This is a genomic window from Nocardiopsis sp. CA-288880 (assembly GCF_050955985.1).
GTDB classification, from domain to species: Bacteria; Actinomycetota; Actinomycetes; order Streptosporangiales; family Streptosporangiaceae; genus Nocardiopsis; species Nocardiopsis tropica.
Window position 1 is genome coordinate 4407971 of sequence record NZ_CP192105.1, and the last position, 26502, is coordinate 4434472.

General features: G+C 74.4%; 11 protein-coding genes. All 11 read left to right on the forward strand.

Annotated features, from left to right (window positions below; all coding sequences use genetic code 11):
* The first annotated feature begins 325 nt into the window (after positions 1-325).
* On the forward strand, positions 326-2920 hold the full coding sequence (locus ACQPYD_RS19330; protein WP_433696989.1) for a non-ribosomal peptide synthetase: 2595 nt from the start codon (positions 326-328) through the stop codon (positions 2918-2920).
* Positions 2917-7485, forward strand: coding sequence for an SDR family NAD(P)-dependent oxidoreductase (locus ACQPYD_RS19335; protein WP_433696990.1), 4569 nt, complete (start codon positions 2917-2919; stop codon positions 7483-7485). Before ACQPYD_RS19330 ends, ACQPYD_RS19335 begins: the two co-directional genes overlap by 4 nt.
* Complete coding sequence (locus tag ACQPYD_RS19340) at positions 7482-12104, forward strand: SDR family NAD(P)-dependent oxidoreductase (protein ID WP_433696991.1); 4623 nt, start codon at positions 7482-7484, stop codon at positions 12102-12104. Before ACQPYD_RS19335 ends, ACQPYD_RS19340 begins: the two co-directional genes overlap by 4 nt.
* Entirely contained in the window at positions 12104-17521 is a 5418-nt protein-coding gene (locus tag ACQPYD_RS19345) for an SDR family NAD(P)-dependent oxidoreductase (RefSeq protein WP_433696992.1), read from the forward strand. The genes ACQPYD_RS19340 and ACQPYD_RS19345 overlap by 1 nt, the downstream gene beginning before the upstream one ends.
* A 46-nt stretch (positions 17522-17567) precedes the next feature.
* Positions 17568-18419, forward strand: a complete 852-nt coding sequence (locus ACQPYD_RS19350) for a 3-hydroxyacyl-CoA dehydrogenase family protein (RefSeq protein ID WP_433696993.1) — start codon at positions 17568-17570, stop codon at positions 18417-18419.
* A gap of 32 nt (positions 18420-18451) precedes the next feature.
* The gene (locus ACQPYD_RS19355) at positions 18452-18703 is read left to right on the forward strand and encodes an acyl carrier protein (RefSeq protein ID WP_433696994.1); all 252 of its coding nucleotides are present in this window, start codon (positions 18452-18454) and stop codon (positions 18701-18703) included.
* Between the two features lie 69 nt (positions 18704-18772).
* Positions 18773-20014, forward strand: coding sequence for a hypothetical protein (locus ACQPYD_RS19360; protein ID WP_433696995.1), 1242 nt, complete (start codon positions 18773-18775; stop codon positions 20012-20014).
* A 1-nt stretch (position 20015) separates the two neighbouring features.
* Positions 20016-22697 (forward strand): condensation domain-containing protein, encoded by a 2682-nt coding sequence (locus tag ACQPYD_RS19365; RefSeq protein WP_433696996.1) that lies wholly within the window; start codon positions 20016-20018, stop codon positions 22695-22697.
* Between the two features lie 106 nt (positions 22698-22803).
* Positions 22804-23982 (forward strand): threonine synthase, encoded by a 1179-nt coding sequence (locus ACQPYD_RS19370; protein ID WP_433696997.1) that lies wholly within the window; start codon positions 22804-22806, stop codon positions 23980-23982.
* Positions 23983-24055: 73 nt separating this feature from the next.
* Positions 24056-25198, forward strand: a complete 1143-nt coding sequence (locus ACQPYD_RS19375) for an acyl-CoA dehydrogenase family protein (protein WP_433696998.1) — start codon at positions 24056-24058, stop codon at positions 25196-25198.
* Entirely contained in the window at positions 25195-26475 is a 1281-nt protein-coding gene (locus ACQPYD_RS19380) for a condensation domain-containing protein (RefSeq protein WP_433696999.1), read from the forward strand. The genes ACQPYD_RS19375 and ACQPYD_RS19380 overlap by 4 nt, the downstream gene beginning before the upstream one ends.
* The last annotated feature ends 27 nt before the right edge of the window (positions 26476-26502 follow it).

Here is a 26502-nt window from a genome sequence, read left to right on the forward strand (position 1 = left end):
CCACTGCGAGGGGAAGTGAGGTGGGTTTCGTGTGTGCCCTCCACGTACTTCGACCATGCTTCCGATTACCCTCGGAAACCGTTTTCGCAAATACCGGTCAGGCCGCACGGTGACGACGGCGTACCGGAATGCGGATACCACGGTCCCGAGGAGTGGGAATCAGGGCTGATTCACGGTTCCGTCCCGGGTTCCTCCTCCGGCCGCCCCGTCCCCGCGACCGTGCCCCGGGACGTGGAGGACGACAACCCCGGCACGGGCCCCTTGCCCCGCTTCCCAGCCGACGTGACCTGCGTTGCCCAGCCCCCGACGTCCGCAAGGCGGCCCCATGACGCTTCCCCCCGCCCCGTCGACCAGTCCGCCCGAGCCCGCGGGCGCCACCGAGCCGCTTCCCGCGGCCGTGTTGCCCTGGGACCGGCCCGCGCCCGCGCGGCGCGAGCTGAGAGCGGGCTCCGTGGCGTTCGAGGTGCCCGCAGCGGGCGCCGCCGGGCTGCGGGCGCTGGCCGGTGAGGCCGGCGGCGGACCCGAGGCCGCGGCCCTCGCCCTCTACCTCGTCCTGCTGCACCGCTACGGCGGCCCGCGGGACCTCGTGGTCGCCGTCACCGGCCCCTCCGGCGGCACGCTGCTGACACGGACCCGGGTCACCGGCGGGGAGAGCTTCCGCGAACTGGTCGACCGCGCCGGGCAGAGCCTGCGCCGGGCGGAGGAGGACGGCCGCCACCACCGGCAGGGCGCGACCGCGCTGCCCTGGCCGGGTTTCGGCCTCACCCGCTCCGACGGCCCCCCTGAGACCGGCGGCAGCCCCGAGCCGGTCCGCACGACCCGCTGCGACCTGGACGTGCGGCTGACCGACCACGGCGACCGGTTGGCCGGCCGGGTCGTCTACGCCACGGACGTGTTCGACGAGGCGACCGCTCTGCGGGCCTGCGGACACCTGCTCCGGCTCCTGGAGGGCGTGACCGGCTCACCGGGGCGGGCCGTCCGCGACCTGCCCGTGCTCACCGCGGAGGAGGAGCGCCTCACCGCCGCGCTCAACAGCACCGGGACCGCCGTCCCCGCACAGCCCTTCCACGAGCTGTTCGAGGCCCAGGCCCGGCGCACCCCCGACGCGGTCGCGGTGCGCACCCCCGGGGCCGCGCTCACCTACGGCGAGCTCGACCGGCGCGCCAACCAGCTCTCCCACCTGCTGCGCGAACAGGGCGTGGGCGCCGAGACGACGGTGGGGCTGTGCGCGGAACGGGGCGCCAGGCTGGTGGTGGCCGTCCTGGGCATCCTCAAGGCCGGCGGCGCCTACGTTCCGCTGGAGCCCACCGACCCGGCCGAGCGCAGGGCCGCGATCCTCGCCGACGCGGCGGTGCGGACCGTGGTGACCACCGACCCCGCCCTCTCCTTCGGACCGGGCCGCGGCGTCGTCGGGCTGGACCGCGACTGGTCCGTGCTCCGGGGCCGCCCCGACGACAGGCCCGCCGAGGGGTCCTGCGACCTCGGCACGGCCGCGTACCTGCTCTACACGTCCGGTTCCACCGGCAGGCCCAAGGGCGTGGTGATCGAGCACCGCCAGCTGCTGAGCTACACCTTCGCCGTCATCGACAGGTTCGGCCTGCGCGAACCGCTCAGCTTCGCGATGGTGCAGCCGCTGACGGTGGACTCCAGCGTCACCGCCCTCGTGCCTCCCCTGTGCACCGGCGGGCAGGTGCACCTGATCCCGCGGGAGACCGCCCTGGACGCGGACCGGCTCGCGGACTGGGTCCGGGACCGGGGCGTGGACTGCCTGAAGATCGCCCCCTCCCACCTGCGGGCGCTGCAGTCCTCCCCGCGCTTCGCGGAGCTCCTGCCGCGCCGCCTGCTCATCGTGGGGGGAGAGCCCTCCGACTGGCGGTGGCTGCGCGGGATCCAGCGCTCGGTCCCCCACTGCCGCGTCTACAACCACTACGGGCCCACCGAGACGACCGTCGGCGTCCTCGCCCTCGCCGTCGGCGACCACCTGCGGGCGGAGTGGGACACCGCGCCCATCGGCGTGCCCCTCCCCAACACCCGCGCCCACGTGGTGGACGCGGCCGGGCAGCAGGTGCCCACGGGCGTCTCGGGCGAACTCCTCATCGGCGGCGCCAACCTCGCCCGGGGCTACCACGACAGGGCCGACCTCACCCGGGAGGCGTTCGTCCCCGACACCCTCGGCCCGCGGGCGGGCGAGCGGCTCTACCGCACCGGCGACATCGTGCGCCGCCTGCCCGACGGCACCATCGCCTTCCTCGGGCGCCGCGACGACCAGATCAAGGTGCGCGGCTTCCGCGTCGAACTGGGCGAGATCGACTCCGCCCTGAAGTCCCACCCCCAGGTCCGCAACGCCACCACCGTCGTCCGCGACGACCTCGCCGGCGGCCGCGGGATCGTGGCCTACGTCGAACCGCACTCCCCCGCCTCGTTCGACCGGGCCGACCTGGAACGGCACCTCGGGGAGCGGATCCCCCCGCACATGGTCCCGCAGGCGGTGGTGCCCATGGAGCGCCTGCCGCTGTCCGAGCACGGCAAGGTCGCCCGCTCGGCCCTGCCCCCGGTGCCGGCGCCGACGACGGCCGCCTCCGCCCCCCTGCCGCCGTCGAACGGGCTGGAACGCCTGGTCGCGGACGCGTGGCGGGAGCTGCTCGGGGTGGAGGAGGTGGGGGTGGAACAGAACTTCTTCGACCTGGGCGGGCACTCGCTTCTCCTGGTCGAGCTCCAGCACCGCCTGCGGGCCGGGACCGGCCGCGACATCGACCTCCTCGGCCTGTTCCAGCACACGACCGTGCGCGCGCAGGCCGCGTTCCTCGCCGCCGGTGAGCCGGAACAGCCGCCCCCGCCGGAAGCGGCACGGGGGGCGCAGCAGAACGCGCTGCTGCGCCGCCGCCAACAGCAGCTACGAGCGAAGCGAGGCCGGGCATGAACCAGCCGGCGCCCGACACGGGCGACGAGCACGACGACAGCCTCGACATCGCGGTCGTCGGCATGGCCGGACGCTTCCCCGGGGCCCGCGACGTCGGGGAGTTCTGGAGCAACCTCAAGGCCGGGGTGTGCTCGGACACCCGCTTCTCCGACGAGGAGCTGGCCGCGCGTGGCGTGCCCGCGGACGTGCGCGGCCACGAGGACTTCGTCGCCGCCGGCTACCTGCTGGAGGACTCCGAGAAGTTCGACGCCGCCTTCTTCGGCTACTCCCCCCGCGAGGCCGAGATCATGGACCCGCAGCACCGGGTGCTGCTGGAGTGCGCCTGGTCGGCCCTGGAGAGCTCCGGGCACGCCCCCGACCGCTTCGACGGACCGATCGGCGTCTACGCGGGCGCGGGCAACAACACCTACCTGCTGTTCAACGTCGCCACCCAGCCCGACGCCGAACGGCTCCTGGGCGACAAGCAGACGGTGATCGGCAACCGCTCCGACTTCGTCAGCAGCCGGATCTCCTACAAGCTCGGCCTGCGGGGCCCCAGCGTCAACGTGCAGTCGGCCTGCTCGACCTCGCTGGTCGCGGTCGCCGAGGCCTGCCAGTCCCTGCTGGCCTTCCAGTGCGACATGGCCCTGGCCGGCGGAGTGGCCGTCGACCCCGCACGCCGCGACGGCTACCTCTTCCGCCAGGACGGCATCCTGTCCCCCGACGGCTACTGCCGCACCTTCGACGCGCGGGCCCGGGGCACCGTCGGCGGCGAGGGCGCGGGCATGGTCGTCCTCAAGCGGCTGGGCGACGCGCTCGCCGACGACGACCACATCCACGCCGTCATCAAGGGCACGGCGCTCAACAACGACGGCTCGCGCCGGGCCGGGTTCAGCGCCCCCGGCGCGGCGACCCAGGCCGAGGTGATCGCCACCGCGCTGGCCAACGCGGACGTCGACCCCGGCAGCATCGGCTACGTCGAGCTGCACGGGACCGCGACCAACCTCGGGGACCCGATCGAGTTCTCCGCGCTCACCTCCGCCTTCGCCGGACTCCCCGCGCACGGGTGCGCCCTCGGCTCGGTCAAGAGCAACATCGGGCACCTGGACTCCGCGGCCGGGGTGGCCGGGCTGATCAAGACGGTGCTCGCGGTGGAACACGGGCAGATCCCGCCCAGCCTGCACTTCGAGGAGCCCAACCCGCGGCTGGGCATGGACGGGAGCCCCTTCTACGTCAACACGCGGCTGCGCGACTGGCCCGAGGGGGACGGGCCCCGGCGCGCCGGGGTGAGCTCCTTCGGCCTGGGCGGCACCAACGCGCACGTCGTCCTCGAACAGGCCCCGCCCCGCCCCCGCCCCGAGGAGCCGTCGGAACCCGGCCGGGAGGAGCTGCTGGTGCTCTCCGCCCGCAGCCCCGAGGCGCTCGAGAGCGCCACCGACCGGCTCCAGGAGCACCTCCGCGCCCACCCGGACACCGACCTGCGCGACATGGCGTTCACCCTCCGGCAGCGCAAGGCCTTCCCCCACCGCCGCATGGTGGTCTGCTCCAGCGCCGAGGAGGCGCTCGGCGCCCTCGACGCCCGCGACGACGGGCGCCTGCTGTCCGCCCTGGCCCCGGAGACCGCCCACCGGCCGGTGGGGTTCGTGTTCACGGGCTTCGGCTCGCAGTACCCGGGCATGGCACGGGGCCTGTACGCCCGGGAGCCCGTGTTCGGGGAAGCCGTGGACGAGTGCGCGGCGCTGCTGGAGCCGCTGCTCGGCCAGGACGTGCGCGAGCACATGTTCGCCGGGGACGACGCCGCGGCCCCGCCCTCCCCGGACTTCCGCCGCATGCTGGAGCAGCCCGCGCGCGGCCGGGCCCCCGTCGACCGGCCGCTCCTCGGGTACCCGGCCGTGTTCGCCCTCGAGTACGCGCTGGTCCGGCTGTGGGACTCCTGGGGCGTGGCCCCCGAGGCGATGATCGGCCACAGCCTGGGCGAGTACGTGGCGGCCTGCGCGGCCGGGGTGTTCTCCCTGCCCGACGCGCTGCGCCTGGTGGTGGAGCGCGCACGCCTGATCGAGCAGCAGCCCGAGGGCGCGATGCTCGCCGTCCCCCTCTCCGAGGAGGCGGCCCTGCGCCACACCGGCGACGAGGTCGGGCTGGCGGCCGTCAACGGGCCGCGGAACTGCGTGCTCTCGGGCACGGTCGAGGGCATCGAGAAGGCTGCCGCCGACCTGGAGCAGGCGGGCACCCCCGGCCGCCGGCTGAACACGCGCTTCGCCTTCCACTCTCCGGCGATGGACGCGGTGGTCGAACCGTACGCGCGGCTGGTGCGCTCGGTGGAGCTGCACCCGCCCGAGCGGCCCTTCGTGTCCAACACGACCGGGACGTGGATCACCGGCGAGCAGGCGGTCGACCCGGACTACTGGGCACGGCACATGCGGCTGACCGTGCGCTTCTCGGACGGGCTGCGGACGCTGTGGTCCGTTCCGGACATCGTGGTCGCCGAGGTCGGCCCCGCCCCCACCCTGACCCCGGACGTCCTGCAGCACCCCGCCGCGGCGGCCACCGACCGGGTCGTCGTGCCCTCCCTGCCGAACACCTTCTTCGGCGGCAGCGACCGGGCCGCGATGCTCGGAGCGGCGGGCCGGCTCTGGCTCGCCGGACGCGAACTCCCCTCCCCTCCGCGCGGGTCCGCCAGGCGTGTGCCCCTGCCCGCCTACCCCTTCGAGCGCCGCCGCTACTGGCTGGAACCGGGTCGGCGGGACGGCCTGCGCGACAGGTCGGTGCAGGAGCGCGTCGGATCGCCGGACGACTGGTTCCACGCCCCCTCCTGGCGGCGGCTGCCCCCCGCCCCCGCGGCGGACGCCGGGCGCCTGGCCGCACAGCGGTGGCTGGTCTTCACCGACGACACGGGACTGGGCGCGGCGCTCGCCGAGCGGCTCGCGCACACGGGCGCCGCGGTGCGCACCGTGCGGGCGGGCGGCGGGTGGAGCCGCGACCGCGAGGACTCCTACGTCCTGGACCCCGCGCGGCCCGAGCACTTCACCCGGCTGGCCGAGTCGCTGCGCGCCGAGGGGGCGGTGCCCGAGCGGGTGGTCCACTGCTGGAGCGTCGGCGCCGACGCCGGACGGGCCGCCGACCCCGCACAGGTCCAGGACCTGCTCGACCGCGCCTTCACCGGCCTGGTCCACTGGACGCAGGCGTGCGCGGACGAGCTCATGGCCGGGCCGCAGCGCTGGGACGTGGTCTCCAGCGAGGTCCACCCGGTGCTCGGCGACGAACCGCTCTGCCCGCCCAAGGCCGCGGTCCAGGGCATCTGCAAGGTGGCCGTCCAGGAGTACCCGTCGTTGGAGTGCGTCCACCTGGACGTGCGGACGGACGGCCCCGCCGGGCCGCCCGAGCTCGTGGACCGCCTGCTGGACCACCTGGCCCACCCCGCGCAGGAGCCCGTCCTCGCGCTGCGCGGAAGGCACCTGTGGGCCCAGGGCTACGAACCGGTCGAACTCCGGGGCGGCACGGCCCCACCGGTCCGGAGGGACGGCGTCTACCTGGTCACCGGCGGCCTGGGGAAGATCGGACTGCTCATGGCCGGGGCCCTCGCCGAACAGGAGCGGGTGCACCTGGTCCTGCTCGGGCGCAGGGGCCTGCCGCCCCGCGAGGAGTGGGACGACCCGGCGCTGCCCGGGCCCACCGCGTCGGCCGTCCGGGCGGTGCGCGGTATCGAGGAGCTCGGATCGACGGTGACGGTGGTCGCGGCCGACGTCGGCGACCTCGCGGCCGTGCGCGCGGTCCAGGAGCGGGTGTCCCGTGAGCTGGGTCCGGTCAACGGGATCCTGCACTGCGCCGGGACCACCGGGCAGGACGCCCACCGCACCATCACGGAGCTGGGGCCGCAGGAGTGCGCGTGGCACTTCGGCCCCAAGCTGCACGGCGCCCGGGTCCTGCACGAGGTGTTCGCCGGGCGGCGCCTGGACTTCGCGGTCATCAGCTCCTCGGTCGCCTCGATCCTGGGCGGGCTCGGTTTCGCCGCCTACGCCGCCGCCAACGCCGCCCTGGACGCCTTCGCCCAGCGGCACCACGGCCCGGAGCAGCCGTGGACCAGCGTGAACTGGGAGGCCTGGCTGTTCGCCCGGGAGGAGGGGCGGGCGCGCACCGACCTCGGCGCCGCCGTGCGCGAACTGGCGCTGGCCCCGGAGGAGGGCCGCCGGGTCTTCGACCGGCTGCTGCGCTCCGCGCCCCTGCCCCAGGTGGCCGTCTCCACCGGGGACCTGGCCGCCCGCGTGCGGCTGTGGGCGGACCCGGTCGCCGACGCGCCGGCCCCGGTCCGCCTGCACGAGCGGCCCCAGCTGCGCAACCCCTACGTCGCCCCGGACGGAGCCACGGAGGAGCGGATCGCACGGATCTGGCAGGAGCTCCTCGGCGTCGAGTCCGTGGGCGTGCACGACAACTTCTTCGAGCTGGGCGGCAGCTCCCTCCTCGGCCTGCAGGTCGTGCACCGGCTGCGCCAGGAGCTCGCCGTGGCGGTCCCGCTGACCATCGTCTACGAGGGCCCCACCGTGCGCACCCTCGGCGAGCTCGTCGACGGCCGCGGGGAGGAGCGGTGACGGCCCCGGGCGGGGGCGGACGGCGCGGGGGCGTCGCCGTCGTCGGGATGGCCGGGCGCTTCCCGGGGGCAGCGGACCTGTCCGCGTTCTGGGAGAACCTGCGCGAGGGCGTGGAGTCGATCGGGCGCCTGAGCGAGGAGGAGCTGGAGGCCGCCGGGGTCCCCGGCGAGGAGTCCGGCAAGCCGGACTACGTCAGGGCCGTGCCGAGGTTCGAGGGCGCGGACGAGTTCGACGCGGAGTTCTTCGGCTACACCGCCCGCGAGGCGCAGGTGATGGACCCGCAGCACCGGCTGTTCCTGGAGACGTCCTGGCAGGCGCTGGAGGACGCCGGTTACGACGCGGCCCGCCACGACGGCGCGATCGGGGTGTTCGGCGGCGCGGGGGCCAACCGGTACCTGGCCCACGTGCACTCGCACCGGCGCCTCGTGGACACCCTGGGCCGGACCCAGGTCCTCGTCGGCAACGAGCTGGGGTTCCTCTCCACACGGGTGTCCTACAAGCTGGACCTGAAGGGGCCGAGCCTGTCCCTGCGGACCGCGTGCTCGACGGCGCTGGTTGCGGTGCACACCGCCTGCCGGAGCCTGCTCGACGGCGAGTGCGACATGGCGCTCTCCGGCGGCGTGCACGTGGACCCGGGGCTCAACACCGGCTACGTGCACCAGGAGGGGTCGTTCCTGTCCCCGGACGGCCACGTGCGCCCCTTCGACGCCGACGCCAGAGGCACCGTCTTCGGCACGGGCGTGGGCGTGGTGGTGCTCAAACGGCTGGAGGACGCGCTCGCCGACCGTGACACGATCCACGCCGTCATCCGCGGATCGGCGGTCAACAACGACGGGGCGGTCAAGGTCGGCTTCACCGCGCCCAGCGTGAGCGGCCAGGCCGCGGTGGTCGCGGCGGCCCTGGCCCGCGCCGGCCTGGACCCGGGCGGTGTCGACTACGTGGAGGCCCACGGGACCGGGACGGCGCTGGGGGATCCGATCGAGGTGCAGGCGCTGTCGCGCTCCTACACCACCGACCGGCGTGTCCGCCTGGGCACGGTCAAGGGCAACGTCGGCCACCTGGACGCCGCCGCCGGCATCGCCGGGCTGATCAAGACGACGCTCGCCCTGGAGCACGGGGAACTGCCGCCCACGCTCAACCACCGCACGCCCAACCCCGACATCGACTTCGCGGCCACTCCGTTCGACGTCGTCACCGAGCTGACGCCCTGGCCGCGCGGGGACCGCCCCCGGCGGGCGGGTGTCAGCGCGTTCGGCTTCGGCGGCACCAACGCCCACCTGCTCCTCGAGGAGGCCCCTGCGCCGCCCACGCGCTCCGCGAGCCACCGCGGCTCAGGGCTCATCACCCTGTCGGCGCGCACGCCCGAGGCGCTGGAGGACCTCACCGACCGCATGGCCGCCCACCTGCGCCGGCACACCCCCGACCTCACCGACGCCGGGTACACCCTGGCCGTGGGGCGCCGCGAGTTCCCCCACCGGCGCACCGTCACCGGCCCCGACACACACGCCGTCGCCGCCGCCCTGGAGACACGCGACCCCGCGTCCGCGCACAGCGCGCGGGCTGTCCGCGACAACCCCCCTGTCGTGTTCCTGTTCAGCGGTCAGGGGTCCCAGCACCCGCGCATGGCACACGGCCTCTACGGGGAGGAGCCCCTCTTCCGCGCCACCGTCGACGAGTGCGCCCGTATCCTGCACCCCCTGCTCGGCGCCGACGTCCGCGACCTGCTCCTCGCCGACCAGGACACCGCCCGCCTGGACCGGACCCGCTGGACCCAGCCCGCCCTGTTCGTCCTGGAGTACGCCCTGGCCCGGCTCTGGATCCACTGGGGCATCACCCCCGCGGGGATGCTCGGCCACAGCCTCGGCGAATGGACCGCCGCCACCCTGGCCGGGGTCTTCACCCTCCCCGACGCCCTGCGCCTGGTCGCCCTCCGGGGACAGCTCATGCAGGAGCAGGCCCCCGGAGCCATGCTCAACACCGTGGCCGACCGCGAAGCCGTGCAGGCGGTCCTCCCGCCCTCACTGTCCCTGGCCGCGCACAACGGCCCCCGGGACTGCGTGGTCTCCGGCCCGCGGGAGGAGCTCGACGCCTTCGCGCAGACCGCCCGCGACCACGGGTGGAGCACGCAGGAAGTGGCCACGTCGCACGCTTTCCACTCCGAGCTCATGGCGCCGATGGTCGAGGAGTTCACCGCGGCCGTGGCCGCCGCCGAACGGCGCCCCCCGAGCCTGCCCTTCGTCTCCAACGTCACCGGCGACTGGATCACCCCGGAGCAGGCCCAGGACCCCCGCTACTGGGGCCGGCACATCCTGGCCACCGTCGAGTTCGCCGCCGGGGTCCTCACCGCCGCACACGGCCCGCACACCACGCTGCTCGAGGTCGGCCCCGGCCAGACCCTGCGCAGCCTCGCCCGGCGCATCACGGCGGACGCCGGGGTCCCCGCTGCCGCGCTCCACTCGCTGCCGCACAGGCGCGACCCCCGCACCGCCGTCCAGACCCTGCACCAGACCCTCGGACAGCTCTGGCTCCACGGCACCACACCCGACTGGGACGCCTACTACAGCGACCGGGACCCCCGCCGCGTCCCCCTGCCCACCCACCCCTTCCACCGCAGGAAGCACTGGCTGGACAAGGTCGAACCGACCGCGCAGCAGGAGCGCGGGGCGGAGGACGGCGTCCCCCGCCGACACGAGAACACGGCGGACTGGTTCCACGTCCCGTCCTGGCAGCGCGCCCCGCTGCCCCTGCGCACCGCACCCGACCACAGTCGGCACTGGATGGTGCTCACCGACGGCTTGGGCGTGGGAGGGGCGCTCGCGCGACGGCTGCGCGAGGGCGGCGCCAGGGTCACCGAGGTGGCCGCCGCCGACGCCTGGACGGACGACGGCGACGGCCGGTTCACCGTCGATCCGGCCTCGAGCGCCGACCACGACCGGCTCCTGGCCGCCCTCGCCGACGGCCCGGACGGCGTGCCCACACGCATCGTCCACTGCTGGAGCGTGACCGCGCCCGTGCGTGCGGACCGGAGCGACCCGGACACGGCGCTGCGGCTCGGCTTCGAGAGCCTGGTCCGCCTCACCACGTCCCTGTCCCGCCACGCCGACGGGGAGCCGCGCCGATTCTGGGTGCTCAGCAACGGGCTGCACTGCGTCACCGGCGACGAGGTCCTCGACCCGGCCAAGGCCACCCTGCTCGGCCCCTGCCGGGTCATGTCCCGCGAGCTGCCGGACACGGCCTGCCGCAGCGTCGACATCGACTGCGCGGCGGCGCCCGACCCGCGGCTGATCGACCGGCTGGCGGCGGAGCTGGCGAGCGAGCCCGGACCCGGCACGGAGACCGTCGCCCACCGCGGCCCCCACCGCTGGGCGCAGCACTTCCTCCCCCACCCCCTGCCCCCGGCCCACACGGTTCCGGGCGCGCGCAGGGACCGCGTCCACCTCATCACGGGCGGCACCGGCGGCCTGGGCCTGGCACTGGCCGAGCACCTGGCGTCCGACGGGGCCCGCATCGTCCTGACCTCGCGCACCGGCCTCCCGCCCGCCGAGGAGTGGGGGGCCTGGCTCGACGCGGGCACGGGCGACCGCCGGACCACCGAGATCGTGCACCGCCTCAAACGGCTCCGGGACCGCGGCGCGCAGCTGCTCGTCGTCCGCGCCGACGTCACCGACCGGGACGCGATGCGCGCGGTCGTGGACGAGGCCGTCCGGCGCTGGGGCGGCGTCCACACCGTCTTCCACGCCGCCGGGCTGGCGGGCGGGGGCCTCATCCAGCTCAAGGACCTGCGCGAGGCCGCCGAGGTCCTGCGGCCCAAGGTCCGGGGCACGCTCGTCCTGGAGGAGGTCCTGGCCGACCAGGACCTGGACCACCTGGTGCTGTTCGGCTCCAACGGCGCCAACATCGGCAGCGCCGGGCAGGTGGACTACTGCGCCGCGAACTGCTTCCTGGACGCCTTCGCGCAGGACCGCGGCCGACGGATCCGGGTGGTCGCCATCGACTGGGGCGCCTGGAAGGACGTCGGCATGTCCGTCACCACGGCCCTGCCCTCCTCCGTTGAGCACAGCCGGCGCCGGCGCGTGGAGCAGCTCGGCATGAGCGCGCTCGAAGGACTGCGCGCGCTCGACACGGTCCTGGCGCACTCGGGCGAGCCGCAGGTCGTCGTCTCGCCCGCCGACCTGTCTGCGCTGTTCGCCGAGGCCCTGGCGGCGCGGCCCGCGACCGCACCGGTCCGGGACCCGGCGGCCGTTCCGGGCGGGGCCGCCGCCGGACCGGCGGCTCCGGGGCCCGGCGCGGAGGCGGTGATCCGCGAGGTGTGGCAGGACCTGCTGGGCGTCGAGCGGGTCGGCGCCCAGGACAGCTTCTTCGACCTGGGCGGGGACTCCCTGATCGCCATCCAGCTGGTCGGCGCCGTCAACGCCCGGCTGGGCAGCAGGGTGACGCTGGGCGACCTCTACGAGGGGCTGACCGTCGCCCACCTGGCCGGGGTCGCCGTGCCGCCGGAGCCGGCCCGGGACGGCGACGGCCCGCAGGACGGCGCGGACGACGCGCTCCGGGAACGCAGAGAGAACGCGCAGAAGCGGCGCCGGCACCAGCAGCGGCGCCGCAAGGCAAGGGGGCAGTGATGGCCGACGCGGCCGAGCCGGGGTCCGAGGACCTCCCGGAGCACGAGGGTGTCGCCATCGTCGGGATGGCCGGGCGCTTCCCCGGAGCCGCGGACCTGTCCGCGTTCTGGGAGAACCTGCGCGAGGGCGTGGAGTCGATCGGGCGCCTGAGCGAGGAGGAGCTGGAGGCCGCCGGGGTGGACCCCGCGGTGTTCGGGCGCTCCGACTACGTGCGGGCCGCGCCGCGCTTCGAGGGGATCGGCGAGTTCGACGCGGAGTTCTTCGGCTACACCGCCCGCGAGGCGAAGATGATGGACCCGCAGCACCGGCTGTTCCTGGAGACGTCCTGGCAGGCGCTGGAGGACGCGGGCTACGACGCGGCCCGCCACGACGGCCGGATCGGGGTCTTCGGGGGCTCCAGCACGACGGCCTACCTCGACAACCTCATGAGCAACCTGGAGCAGGGCGAGAGGATCAAGGGGGAGAACGTCGGCCTCGCCTTCGAGCTGGCCTTCCTCACCAGCCGGGTCTCCTACAAGCTGGGCCTGCGCGGCCCGAGCTTCCCCGTCCAGACCGCCTGCTCCAGTGCGCTGGTGGCGGTGCACACCGCGTGCCAGAGCCTGCTCAACTTCGAGTGCGACATGGCCCTGTCCGGCGCGGTCTCCTACAAGGTCCCCGAGAACACCGGCTACGTGCACCAGGAGGGGTCGTTCCTGTCCCCGGACGGCCACGTGCGCCCCTTCGACGCCGACGCCCGCGGCACCGTCTTCGGCTCCGGTGTGGGCGTGGTGGTGCTCAAACGGCTGGAGGACGCACTCGCCGACCGCGACACGGTCCACGCCGTCATCCGCGGATCGGCGGTCAACAACGACGGGGCGGTCAAGGCGAGCTTCACGGCGCCGACCGCGTCCGGCCAGGCGGAGGTGGTCACCGAGGCCCTGGCCGCGGCCGACGCCGATCCCGGGAGCATCGGCTACGTGGAGGCGCACGGCAGCGGGACCCTGATCGGCGACTCGATCGAGGTGCAGGCGCTGGCACGGGCACTGGACACCGACCGCCGCATCGGCCTGGGCACGGTCAAGGGCAACGTCGGCCACCTGGACGCCGCCGCCGGCATCGCCGGACTGCTCAAGACCGCGCTCGCCCTGGAGCACGGGGAGCTGCCGCCCACGCTCAACCACCGCACGCCCAACCCCGACATCGACTTCGCCTCCACCCCCTTCCGGGTCACCACCGAGCTGACGCCCTGGCCCCGTGGCGAGCACCCCCGGCGGGCGGGCGTCAGCGCGTTCGGCTTCGGCGGCACCAACGCCCACCTCGTCCTCGAGGAGGCGCCCCCGGAGGAGCCCGGGGAACCGGCCGGAGCGGCCCCGCGCGGTACCGCGCTGCTGACCCTGTCGGCGCGCACGCCCGAGGCGCTGGAGGACCTCACCGACCGCATGGCCGCCCACCTGCGCCGGCACACCCCCGACCTCACCGACGCCGGGTACACCCTGGCCGTCGGACGCCGCGAGTTCCCGCACCGGCGCACCGTCACCGGCCCCGACACCGGTGCCGTCGCCGCCGCCCTGGAGACACGCGACCCGGCCCACATCCACACGGCCCACACCGCGCACGGGAGCACCCCGCTGGTCTTCCTGTTCAGCGGCCAGGGATCCCAGCACCCGCGCATGGCCCACGACCTCTACCGGGACGAGCCGCACTTCCGCGCCACCGTCGACGAGTGCGCCCGTATCCTGCACCCCCTGCTCGGCGCCGACATCCGCGACCTGCTCCTCACCACCCCCGACCCCGCACAGCTGGACCGGACCCGCTGGACCCAGCCCGCCCTGTTCGTCCTGGAGTACGCCCTGGCCCGGCTCTGGATCCACTGGGGCGCCGCCCCCACGGGCATGCTCGGCCACAGCCTCGGCGAATGGACCGCCGCCACCCTGGCCGGGGTCTTCACCCTCCCCGACGCCCTGCGCCTGGTCGCCCTGCGAGGACGGCTCATGCAGGAGCAGGCCCCCGGAGCCATGCTCAACACCATGGCCGACCGGGACGAGGTGGAGAAGGCCCTGGGCCCCGGGCTCTCCCTCGCCGCGCACAACGGTCCCCGGGACTGCGTGGTCTCCGGGCCGCAGGAGGCGCTCGACGCCTTCGCGCAGACCGCCCGCGAACACGGGTGGCCCACCCAGCCCCTGACGACCTCCCACGCCTTCCACTCCGAGCTCATGGCACCGATGGTCGAGGAGTTCACCGCGGCCGTGGCCGCAGCCGAACGGCGCCCCCCGGTGATCCCCTTCGTCTCCAACGTCACCGGCGACTGGATCACCCCCGAACAGGCCCAGGACCCGCGGTACTGGGGACAGCACATCCTGGGCACCGTCGAGTTCGCCGCCGGGGTCCTCACCGCAGCCGCCCCACCCCACACCACCCTGTTGGAGGTCGGCCCCTGCCAGACCCTGCGCAGCCTCGCCCGGCGCGTCCTGAACGGGCACGAGCACCCGGCGACGACCCTGAACAGCCTGCCCCACAGGCGCGACCCCCGCACCGCCGTCCAGACCCTGCACCAGACCCTCGGACAGCTCTGGCTCCACGGCACCGCACCCGACTGGGACGCCTACCACGCCGACCGCAACCCCCGCCGCATCCCCCTGCCCACCCACCCCTTCCACCGCAGGAAGCACTGGCTCGAGAAAGCGGAGCCCCGGGCGGCCGAGGTGCGGGACAGCGGCCCGCACCCGCTGCTCGACCGGGAGCTGCTGCGCTCGATGGGGCAGTCGGTCTTCGCCACCGAGTTCGCCGCGGAGCGGCACTGGGTGCTGTCCGAGCACATGATGTCCGGCGAGGCGATCGTCCCGGGCACCACCTACCTGGAGATGGCCCGCGCGGCGGCCTCCCTCCACCTGGGACGGCCCGTCACACGGATCCGCGACGTGACGTTCCTCGTCCCGCTGCTCGTCCAGGAGAACGCCCCCCGCACGGTCCACACCACCGTCCGGGAGACCGGACAGGACGAGGCCGAGTTCACCGTCGCCAGCCTCTCCCCGCACGGCGGGCACTGGACCGAGCACGTCCGCGGGACCGTCGGCGTCCGCGCGCTCGACGCACCGCCCGTCCAGGACACGGCCGCGCTGCACGAGCTGTGCTCGCTGGAGACCGTGGACGTCGGCGCCCGCCAGGACGGGCACCGGGTCATGGAGTTCGGCGAGCGGTGGACGGGCAGCCTGCGCACCGTGCGGGTCGGCGTCCGCGCCGCCCTGGGCCGCCTCGACATGCCCGAGCGGTACCGGCCGGAGTGCGGGGACCACGCCCTGCACCCCGCACTGCTCGACCTGGCCACGGGTTTCAGCGGGCTCGCCCTGCGGGACGGGACCGGACGGCAGGACGGCCCGGCCCCGGCCGCAGACTTCTTCCTCCCCGTCGGCTACGACGAGCTGCTCGTCCACGCGCCCGTCCCCGCCACCGGCCTGAGCCTGGTCCGCACGCGCCCGGAGGCCGACAACGCCGAGGTCCGCAGGGCCGACGTCCTGATCTGCGACGACGACGGCACCACCTGCGTGGAGATCCGCGGCTTCACCGCCAAGCGCGTGGCCGACCCCCGGCGGACCGTCGCGCGGCTGCGCCCGCACACGCGCCACCACGCGCTGCGCTGGCGGCGCGCGACCGAAGCCCTGGAACCCCGCGACGCACCGGGTTCGGTCCTGGTCGTCGCCGAGCGCGCGGGCCAGGGCAGCGCCCTGGCCGCGGAACTGCGCGCCCGGGGCGTGCACGTGTCCGAGGCCGAGCTCACCGGCGCCCGGAGCACCCCGGGCGGCGACGTCCACGGAGTCGAACCGACCCCCGACGGGTTCGACGGGCTGCTGGACGCCCTCCGGGAGAGGCCCCCGGAGGAGGTCGTGCACGTGGCCGCCCCGGCGGACGGCCCCTGCGGCGGCCCCGAGGAGCTCGCGGACCGCCTCGACCACGGCGTGCACAGCGTCTTCCACCTGGTGCGCCGCCTGTGGGAGCGCGGCGGCGTCCCCGGCCGGTTCAGCGTCGTGGCGCCCCGCGTGGCCAGGGTGACCGGCCGGGAGGAGGCCACCGCCCCCGTGCACGCGACCCTCTTCGGCCTGGCGAAGGTCATCGGCATGGAGAGCGAGGGGACCGAGGTCCTGTGCGTGGACACCGACGGGGACACCGACCCAGGGCCCGTCTGCGACCTCCTGCTCGCCCGGCGCACGCCCACCGTCGTCGCCCTGCGCGCGGGAGTGCGCCACGTCGCCGAACTCGTCCCGGTCGACCTGCGCGGCACCCCTGCGCAGGACCCCCTCCCCGGGAACGGGGTCCACCTCATCACCGGCGGCCTGGGCGGCCTGGGCCTGGCCACCGCGCGCCACCTGAGCCGCACCGTGCCCGGGGTGCGCCTGGCCCTGGTCAACCGCACCGGGCTCCCCCCGCGCGAGGAGTGGGACGGCGTCCCGGCCGACGACACCCGGCTCCTGGACCGGATCCGGGCCGTGCGCGAGCTGGAGGAGCACGGGGCCCGGGTCCGCAGCTACAGCGCCGACGTCGCCGACCCGGAGCGGATGGCCGAGGTCGTGCGGCTGGTCCGGGAGGAGCAGGGGCCGATCTCCTGCGTGCTGCACGCCGCGGGGATCGCGGGCGACGGCTTCCTCTTCCGCAAGGACGAACAGACCTTCCGGCGCACCCTGGCCCCCAAGGTGCTCGGCGCCGCGGTCCTCGACCTGGTCACCCGGGACGACCCGCCCGCGTGCATGGTCCTCTTCGGATCCACGGTGTCGGTCTTCGGAGCCGCCGGACAGTCCGACTACACGGCCGCCAACAGCTACCTCGACCACTTCGCCGAGGAGCGCGCCGCGCGGGGCCTGCGCACGGTCACGGTCGACTGGAGCGACTGGAGCGAGACCGGGATGGCCTTCGACCACGGGGTCGAGGAGGACCGGGGCTTCTTCCGCTCCCTGACCACCGCCGACGCGCTGAACAGCTTCGAGGAGGTCGTGGCCCACGCCCGCGGCAACGTCGTCGTGGGCGAGGTCAACTACGCGCGCCTGGCCGGGCCCGGCGCGGGGGGCCTGGACGAGCTGCTGCGGCGCGCGCCCTTCGTGCTCTCCCCGCCCGTGCGGACCGCCCTGGCCGCGGCGCGCGGCGCCGCCCGCCGGGAGGGGTCGCCGCAGGCCCCCGCCGCGGGCGCCACCCTGTTCGGCAGGCAGGACGGCGCCTACACCGCCACCGAACGGGCCCTCGGCGACATCTGGGCGCGCGAGCTCGACCTGACCGACGTCAACGTCCACGACAGCTCCTTCGCCCTGGGCGTCGACTCGCTGTCCGCGCTGCGGATCGCCCAGAGCATCCAGAAGTCCCTCGACGTCAGGGTGTCGATGGTCGACCTGTTCCGCTTCACCACGGTCGCGGACCTGGCCGCCCACCTCGACGGCGAGGACGCCCAGGACTGAACCACATCCCTGCTCCCCCATCCCGAACCAGGAAAGGCGGTACCGCGTGAGTGTGCGCACCGTGGGCGTGATCGGCGCCGGCACCATCGGGCGCGGCGTGGCCCAGGCCTTCGCCGAGGCGTCGTTCGACGTGGTCCTCGTCGACGTCTCCCAGGCACAGATCGACAGCGCGATCAGCCAGATCGGGCGCGACCTGCTCGTCAACGGCATGCTGAGCGGCCGGACCCCGTCGGAGCGCCCCGAGGACGTGCTGGCGCGCATCCGGACCGGCACCGGGCTCGCGCCGATGGCGGAGGCCGACTTCGTCGTGGAGAACGTGACGGAGGACTGGGACGTCAAACGCGGGGTCTACGAGGAGATCGACTCCCTGTGCCGCCCCGGCGTGGTCTTCGGCGTCAACACCTCGGCCGTGCCCATCACCCGGGTGGGGTCGGTGACCGGACGCGCTCCCCAGATCCTCGGACTGCACTTCATGAACCCCGTGCCGCTGATGGACACGGTCGAGGTCGTCCAGGGGCACTTCACCTCCGAGCAGACCCTGGACACGGCGCTGGGCCTGCTCAAGGACCTCGGCAAGGAGGGGATCGTCGTCCAGGACGCCCCCGGCTTCATCACCAACCGCGTCCTGATGCTGACGATCAACGAGGCGATCTTCTGCGTGCAGGAGGGGATCGCCTCGGCCGAGGACGTCGACAAGATGTTCCGCGGCTGCTTCGGCCACAAGATGGGGCCGCTGGAGACCGGCGACCTCATCGGCCTCGACACGATCCTCAACTCGATCACCGTCCTGCACGACAGCTTCCGCGACAGCAAGTACCGTCCGGCCCCGCTCCTGCAGAAGATGGTCGACGCCGGCCTGCTCGGCCGCAAGAGCGGCCAGGGCTTCTACACCTACTGACCCCCTTCCGACCCCCGACAGGAGACACGGACATGACGACCGAGAACGCCCGAGAGCGCATCCACACGTTCCTTCACGAGCACACCGGCGGACAGCCGCTGGCCGACACCGACGACTTCTTCGCCCTGGGCTACGTCAACTCCCTGTTCGCGATGCAGCTCGCCGCCTTCGTCGAGAAGGAGTTCGCGCTGACGCTCGGCCCGGACGACATGGACTTCGACAACTTCCGCACGGTGAACGGCCTCGTCCGCCTGGCCACGTCCAGGACGAACGCGCAGAGCTGACCCCGACGCGCACCGGCTGCCCCCGCCCCCGTGCGCCCCCTGCTTCCGAACGGCGAGTAAGGCACCCCCGTGAACCACACGCACCGCAACGACCAGCCGCCGGCCCCGGCCGGCGGCGGACCCACACGCGTCGCCCTGCACACCCCCGTCCCCGGGACGCTGGGGCCGGAGATCGAGAGGCGGCTGTACTTCGTGTCCCCGCAGATCTCCGGTTTCGCGCTGGTCGGGGACGGCGACACGGTGACGGCGGTGGACCTGACCACCCGCGGGCCCGGCGGGGAGGACGGGCTGGAGGCCAAGGTCAACCGGATGGTCGACAACGACGTGCGCCCGCAGATGCCGACCCGGCCCAAGTCCGTGTGGACCTCGCCGCACGAGCGCGCCGCGGACGGCGACACGTTCGAGCGCCTGGCCGCGGCCGGAGCGGTCGCCGAGGTCGGCGAGGGCCAGGTCGCCGTCGGAGAGCCCCTGCTGTCCCTGTTCGCCTACTTCGACCGCGCGGTCCTGGGAATCCTGGCGCAGGACCACTCCGCACGCGAGTTCCGGTACCCGACGCTGATCAGGACCTCGACCCTGGAGAGGGCCGGGTACTTCACGTCCTTCCCCCAGCACCTGATGTTCGTCACGCGGCTGCACAACGACATCGACGTCTACCGGTCCTTCCAGGAGACCTACCCCCGGACGGGCATCGGCCCCTCGGTGCTGCAGTCGTGCGGGAACGTGGACTACTGCCTGCCGCCGACCATGTGCTACCACACCTTCGCCCAGTACGGGGGGCGGGCGCTGGAGGGCGAGGGCCTGCACGTGGTCACCTCCCGCGGCAAGTCCTTCCGGTTCGAGGCGGGCTACTCCACCACCCTGGAGCGGCTCTGGGACTTCACCATCCGGGAGATCGTCTTCCTCGGATCGCGCGAGGACGTCGCGCGGGCGCGGGAGCGCTACATGCGCAAGGTCTTCGCCTTCCTCGAGGAGCTCGGCCTGAGCGGCTGGTGCGAGGTGGGCAACGACCCGTTCTTCAGCGGCTCCGACACCTCCGCACGGATCTGGTCGCAGCGCCTGCAGGAGCTCAAGTACGAGTTGCGGCTCCCCGTCGGCCCCGACCGCAGCATCGCGGTCGGCTCGTTCAACTTCCACGACGACCTGTTCGGCCGCGCGTTCGACATCACCCGCGGGGAGGGGCCCTCCCACAGCGGGTGCGTCGGGTTCGGCCTGGAACGGCTCGTGTTCGCCTTCCTGAGCCAGTTCGGGACCGACGAGCAGGGCTGGCCGGACCCGGTCCGTGCGGGCGTGCGCGCCGCGGGCGGGATCTGAGATGGGCGCCACCGGCACCGGCGGTGCCCGACCGCCCCGCGACCGGGTGCAGGACCTCCTCTGCTCCCTGTTCTCCCAGGTCCTCGGGGTGGAGTCGGTCTCCGTGAACGACTCCTTCCTCGACCTGGGCGGGCACTCGCTCCTGGCCACCAGGCTGACGACGCGCATCCGGGCCGTCCTGGGCGTGGACCTCCCCGTGCGCGCGGTCTTCGACGCCCCCACGGTCGCCGAGCTCGCCGAGCGGCTGGGCGAGGCCGGCCGGGATCCGCGCCCGCCACTGGCCCCGGCCGAGCGGCCCGAGGAGATCCCGCTCTCGTACACGCAGCGGCGGCTGTGGTTCCTCAACCGCCTGCACGGCGGCGCGGGCAACTACAACATGCCCATGGCCTACCGGCTGCGCGGCGAGCTGGACGTCGCGGCGCTGCGCCGGGCGCTGGAGGACCTGGTGGCCCGCCACGAGAGCCTGCGCACCGCCTACCCGGACTGGGACGGGCGGCCCCAGCAGATCGTGCTCGACCCCGAGGAGGCCCCGGTCGGCCTGGAGGTCGACCTCGTCCGCGAGGAGGACCTCGCCCAGGTCCTGACCGCGGAGTCCGGCCACCTCTTCGACCTGACGGCGCAGACCCCGCTGCGCGCCCGGCTGCTGCGCCTGGGCGAACGCGAGCACGTGCTGCTGCTGGTGGTGCACCACATCGCCTGCGACGGCTGGTCGCTGGCGCCGCTGGTCCGCGACATCGGCGCCGCCTACGCCGCCCGCAGGGCCGGCGCGGAACCGCCCTGGACCGACCTCGCGGTCCAGTACGTCGACTACACCCTGTGGCACCGCGAGCTGCTCGGCGCACCGCAGGACCCGCAGAGCCCGCTGAACCGGCAGACCCGCTTCTGGTGCGAGGAGCTGGAGGGGCTGTCCGGCCGGCTGGAGATCGACGCGACCGGCCCCCGGCCGGCGACGCCCTCGCACCGGGGCGGCCGGGTCCCCGCCCGCGTCCCCGCCCGCACCCACCGCGCACTGCAGGAACTGGCGCGCTCCACCGGCACCAGCGTGTTCATGGTGGTGCAGGCGACGCTGGCCGCGCTGCTGACGCGCAGGGGCGCCGGCACGGACATCGCCATCGGCACCCCGACCGCGGGCCGCACCGACGAGGCGCTGGACGACCTGGTCGGCTTCTTCGTCAACACCCTCGTCCTGCGCAACCGGACCGACGGCGACCCGACCTTCCGCGAACTGCTCTCCCAGACGCACGGCAGGTGTCTGGCCGCCTTCGCCCACCAGGACGTGCCCTTCGACCACCTGGTGCAGGCGCTCGCCCCGCAGCGCTCCCCCGCCTGGCACCCGCTCATCCAGGTCATGCTCGCCTTCCAGAACACCACCGCAGCCGACCTGGAACTGCCCGGGCTGACGGTGGAGCGCGAACCCGTGGAGGAGGGGATCACCCGCTTCGACCTGCGCTTCGAGCTGATCGAGGACTTCACCGACGACAGGACCCCCGCGGGGGTGGACACCAGCCTCACCTACGCCCGCGACCTGTACACCCACCAGGACGCCGAACAGCTCACACAGGACTTCCTGGACCTGCTGGAGGCCGCGGCCTCCACCCCCGACCTGCGCATCAGCGAGCTGGGCCGCGAGGGCGCCCGGCAGGCCCCGGACACCGGCAGGCCGGCTGCGGCCGCCGCACAGGCGCCGAACGTGGCCTTCGTGTGCTCCCCCTACGGCCAGCAGTGGGCGGGCATGGCGCGCGAACTGCTCCGCACCGAACCGGTCTTCCGCTCGGTGCTGCGCGAGTGCGACGCCGAGCTGGCCCGGCACACCGGCTGGTCCCTGCTGGAGGAGCTCCACCTCGACGAACCGCACATCCGGTCCGGGGACGTGGGGGTGATGCAGCCCCTGCTGTGCGCCGTCCAGATCGGCATCGCCGCCTGGCTCGAGGACGCGGGCGTGAGGCCGGGCGCGGTCGCGGGCCACAGCCTCGGCGAGGTCGCCGCCTGCGTCATCGCCGGCGTCCTCGACATCCCGGACGCCATGCGGCTGATCCACCACTACAGCGACCAGCAGCGCCGCGTCGCCGGCCGCGGCAGCGGCATGGCGGTCTTCGAGCTGTCGGCCGCAGAACTCGTCGCCCACCTGGACGCCCGCGGATCGACGGTGGAGGTGGCCGCCCACAACGGCCCCAGGACCACCGTGCTGGCCGGGGACGGCGCCGAACTGCGGGCCGTCGTCGCCGACTTCCAGGCCCGCGACGTGCTGTGCGCGATGGTCCGCGTCGACCTGCCCGCGCACAGCCCGGCCATCGACCCGGTCATGGACGACCTCGAACGGGCCGTGGGAGAACTCCGCCCCCGGCCGGGACGGCTCCCCATGATCTCCTCGGTCACCGGGCGGGAACTGGAGTGGCAGGAGGCCACCGCGGCCTACTTCGCACGCAACCTGCGGCACACCGTCCTGCTGGCGGAGGCGACCGAGCTCCTCCTGGCCGAGCACGACGTCCTGGTCGAGATCAGCGCACACCCCGTCCTGGCCCCCGCCCTGGAACAGAGCGTGCGGGCGCACGGCGGCCGGGCCACCGTCCTGACCACCATGCGCCAGGGCCCCGACGACCGCACCGGCCTCCTCCAGGCCCTGGAGAACCTCGAAAAGCTGGGGGTGCGCGTCCGCCGCGACACCCCTCCCCCGCCGGCCTGACCCCGAACCGCACCGGCCGACCGCCCGCAACGGCGCCGCACGCCCGCGCCCGCCACCGGAAGAGCCGGCGCCCGACCCCCGATCCTTCTCGCGCAAAAGGACCTCCATGCCCGTGGACGCCGACGCCTCCGCCCCCTCCCCCGCCTTCGCCCTGACCTGCCTCCTGTGCGGATGGCAGTGCGAACCGCAGTTCACACTGCGCTGCGAACGATGTACGGGCGCACTCGACCCCCGCCTGGACCTGGACGGAGCCGCCCCACGCGAGAGCGGCCGACCGGAACTGGCCTACCAGGACTTCCTGCCGGTCGAGCCGCGGTTCCTCCCCGCGGCGGGGATCAGCGTGCGCACGCCCTGCCGCCCCGCCCCCGAGCTCGGCGCCCTGCTGGGCCTGCCCAACCTCTGGGTCAAGGACGAGTCCCGCCAGCCGACCGGAACCACCAAGGACCGGCTCGCCTCCGTGGTCCTGGCCGTGTTCCGGCAGTTCGGCATCGAGGAGTGGGTGGCCTCCAGCACCGGCAACAGCTCCACGTCCCTGGCCCGCGCCGTCGAGCACGACGGCTCGATGCGCGCGCACTTCTTCTGCGGCCGCGAGTTCGCGGGCGACCACCGCGCCGTCCCCGGCGAACGCACCCCCCTCACCGTCGTGGACGGCAGCTACGCGGAGGCCAGCCGCGCCGCGCAGCGCTTCGCCGAGGAGAACGGGCTCGTGTGGGAGGGCGGCTTCTTCAACTGGGCCCGCCGCGAGGGCCTGAAGCTGACCTACCTGGAGGCCTTCGACTCCATGGACGTCCAGCCCGACGTCGTCGTGCAGGCCGTCAGCAGCGGCATGGGGATGCTGGCGGCGCGCAAGGGCGCCGAGGAGTACGTGGCGACCGGGCGGCTCACCGCGGTGCCCCGCATGCTGATGGTCCAGCAGGACACCTGCGCGCCCATGGCCAGGGCATGGCGGGAGGGGCGCGAAGAGCTCACCGAGGACGACGTGGTCAAGGACCCCGCCGGCCTCGCCCGCGCCATCCTGCTGGGCGACGCCCGGGCCACCTACCCGTACATGAGGGACATCGCCGCCGGCACCGGCGGCGGCATCGTCGAGGTCGGCCAGGAGGAGCTGGTCGAGGCGCGCACACTGCTCCACAAGCTGGAGGGGTTGGAAGTGTGCCACTCCTCCGCCGCCACCGTCGCCGCCCTGCGCAACGAGGCGGCGGCCGGACGCCTCACCCCCGACCAGGTGGTCCTGGCCAACCTGACCGGCGGAGACGACCCCCGCACCGCCCGCAGACCCGACTAGCGCGCCGCCCGCGGACCGCAGCGGGCGGTCCCGGACCACCGACCCACAGAACCGCACCACGCCGAGGACCCCGTTGACACTCACACACCTCACCAAGCACCAGTCCGACCGCCTCGGCGAGTTCCGCGCCTTCGCCGACGAACACCTGGCCCCCCGCGCGGACGGTTTCGACGCCGGGCAGACCCTCTCCCCCGAGGTGGTCGCCCTGCTCGCGGAGCGGGGATACCTCGGGGCCACCGTCCCCGGGGAGCTCGGCGGCGCGGGCATGCCCATGGTCGAGTACGGACTGCTCTCGGAGCAGCTCGGCCGCGCCTGCCAGACCGTGCGCAACTTCGTGGCGTGCCAGGACATGGTCGCGCTGTCCCTGGCCAGGTGGGGCACACCGGAGCAGCGCGACCGGTGGCTGGGGCGCATCGTCTCGGGCGAGGTCACGGCCGCGTTCGCCCTGACCGAACCCGATGTGGGCAGCGACGCCAAAGCGGTCGCGACCACCGCGACCAGGGACGGCGAGGAGATCGTCCTGCGGGGCGACAAGAAGTGGATCAGCTTCGCGCAGACCGCCGACCTCTTCCTCGTGTTCGCCTCGCTCGAGGGACAGCACACCGCCTTCCTCGTGGAGCGCGACACCCCGGGCCTGTCCGTGGAGCCCGTCCGGGGGCTGATGGGCCTGCGCGGATCGCTGCTGGGCCGCATCACCCTGGACGACTGCCGCATCCCCTCCGCCCGACTGCTCGGCAGGGCCGGGATGGGGCTCGCCTTCGTCGCCTCCAACGCCCTCGACCTGGGCAGGTACAGCACCGCCTGGGGCGCGGTGGGCCTGGCACAGGCCTGCTTGGAGGCGTCCGCCCGGTACGCGGGCCGGCGCGTGCAGTACGGGACCGAGATCGCCAACCACCAGCTGGTCCAGCAGATGCTCGCCGACATGGCCACGGACACCATGGCCGCACGGCTGCTGTGCCACCACGCCGGCGTCAGCGTGGAACAGGGCGACCCCGACGCCGTGCACCACACCCTCATGGCCAAGTACCGGAGCTCGACCGTGGCGGTGCGGGCGGCCGACCACGCGGTCCAGATCCACGGGGCGCAGGGCATCGGCGCCGAGGCGCCCGTGCAGAGGTACTACCGGGACGCCAAGGTGCTGGAGATCATCGAGGGCACCTCCCAGATCCAGCAGACCCTGCTGAGCGGTTACGCCATGAAGGCGGCCCGCTCATGAGCGCGCGGACCGGGCCGCTCACGCACGGCCAGCTCTCCGTCCTGCGCTCCCTCGCCGTGCACGGCCCCGGCGCACAGGCGGTCGCGAACCTGACCAGCGCCTGGGAGGTGCCGTTCGGGGTCGGGACCGCCCAGGTCATGGACGCCTGGCTGCGCCTGGTCGAGGCCCACGAGGGCCTGCGGAGCTCGTACACGGCCGAGGGAACCCCCGCCCAGCGCGTACACCCCTTCGAGCCGTCGCAGGTCCCGGCGGTCGAACTGGCCGTGGACACCGCGGCCGCCGCGCTGGAACTGGCCGCCGGGTACGCGGCCGAACCGATCCCGGTCGACGCGGGCCGGCCCTGGCGCGCGGCCGTGGCCACCTTCGAGGGCGAACCCCTCTACCTGGTGACCGCCATCCACCACGTCGCGGCGGACAACGCCGCGCTGGCCGTCCTGGAGGAGGACTTCGGCCGCCTCCTCCAGGGGCGGGACCCCGAGCCCGGGCCCCAGCCCCTGGACCTGGCGCTGGCACAGCGGGAGCGCCCGGAGGCCGGCGAACGGAGCCTGCGCCACTGGGCGGGGGTCTGGAAGGACCTGGGGGACCGCGATCCGGCCGACACCAGCAGGCGCCGCCGGGCCTCGGTCTACAGCCTGGAGGGCCTGGCCGCCGCCCGGAAGCTCTCGGAGGACCTGCGGGTGTCGGTCCAGTCCGTGCTGCTCGGCGTCGGCGCCCTGGCGGTCTCCCGGTTCGAGTCGCGCGACAGGCTCACCTTCGCGCTCATGGCCGCCAACCGGGTCGACGAGCGCTGGGCAAGGGTGGTCGGCTCGCTCAACCAGTACGCCCCGGTGACCGTGGCCGTCGACGAGGACGCCCACCCCCTGGACTTCCTCAAGGCCACCTACGTGCAGTGCCTGTCGGCCTACATGCACGGCTCCTACGACGTCGACGCGCTCGCGGCGCGGCTGCGCGACCAGGGGGAGCCCGACCCCGAGCCGACCGGCTTCGCCAGGCACTTCAACTTCCTGGGCGGGGTGGACGCGGAGCCCGCGCCGGGCTCCCCCCTGCTGACCGGGGTCCAGTGGCGCGGGTCCGGCCAGCGCACCGGTGCGAACCTGCACCTGGCGATCGCCGTGGGCGAGGGGGCGCTGATCGGCGTGGGGGCCAGCGAGCGCCTCATGCCCGGCGACGGCCCGGCCAGGACGGCCGCCGCCATCGAGGCCGGACTGATCGGCATCGCCGAGGGGTCCGCCCAGACCCTGCGGGAGGTGAGCCTGGACCCGGTGCGGCAGGTGTGAGACGCGCGGCCCGCCCGTACCGCGGGC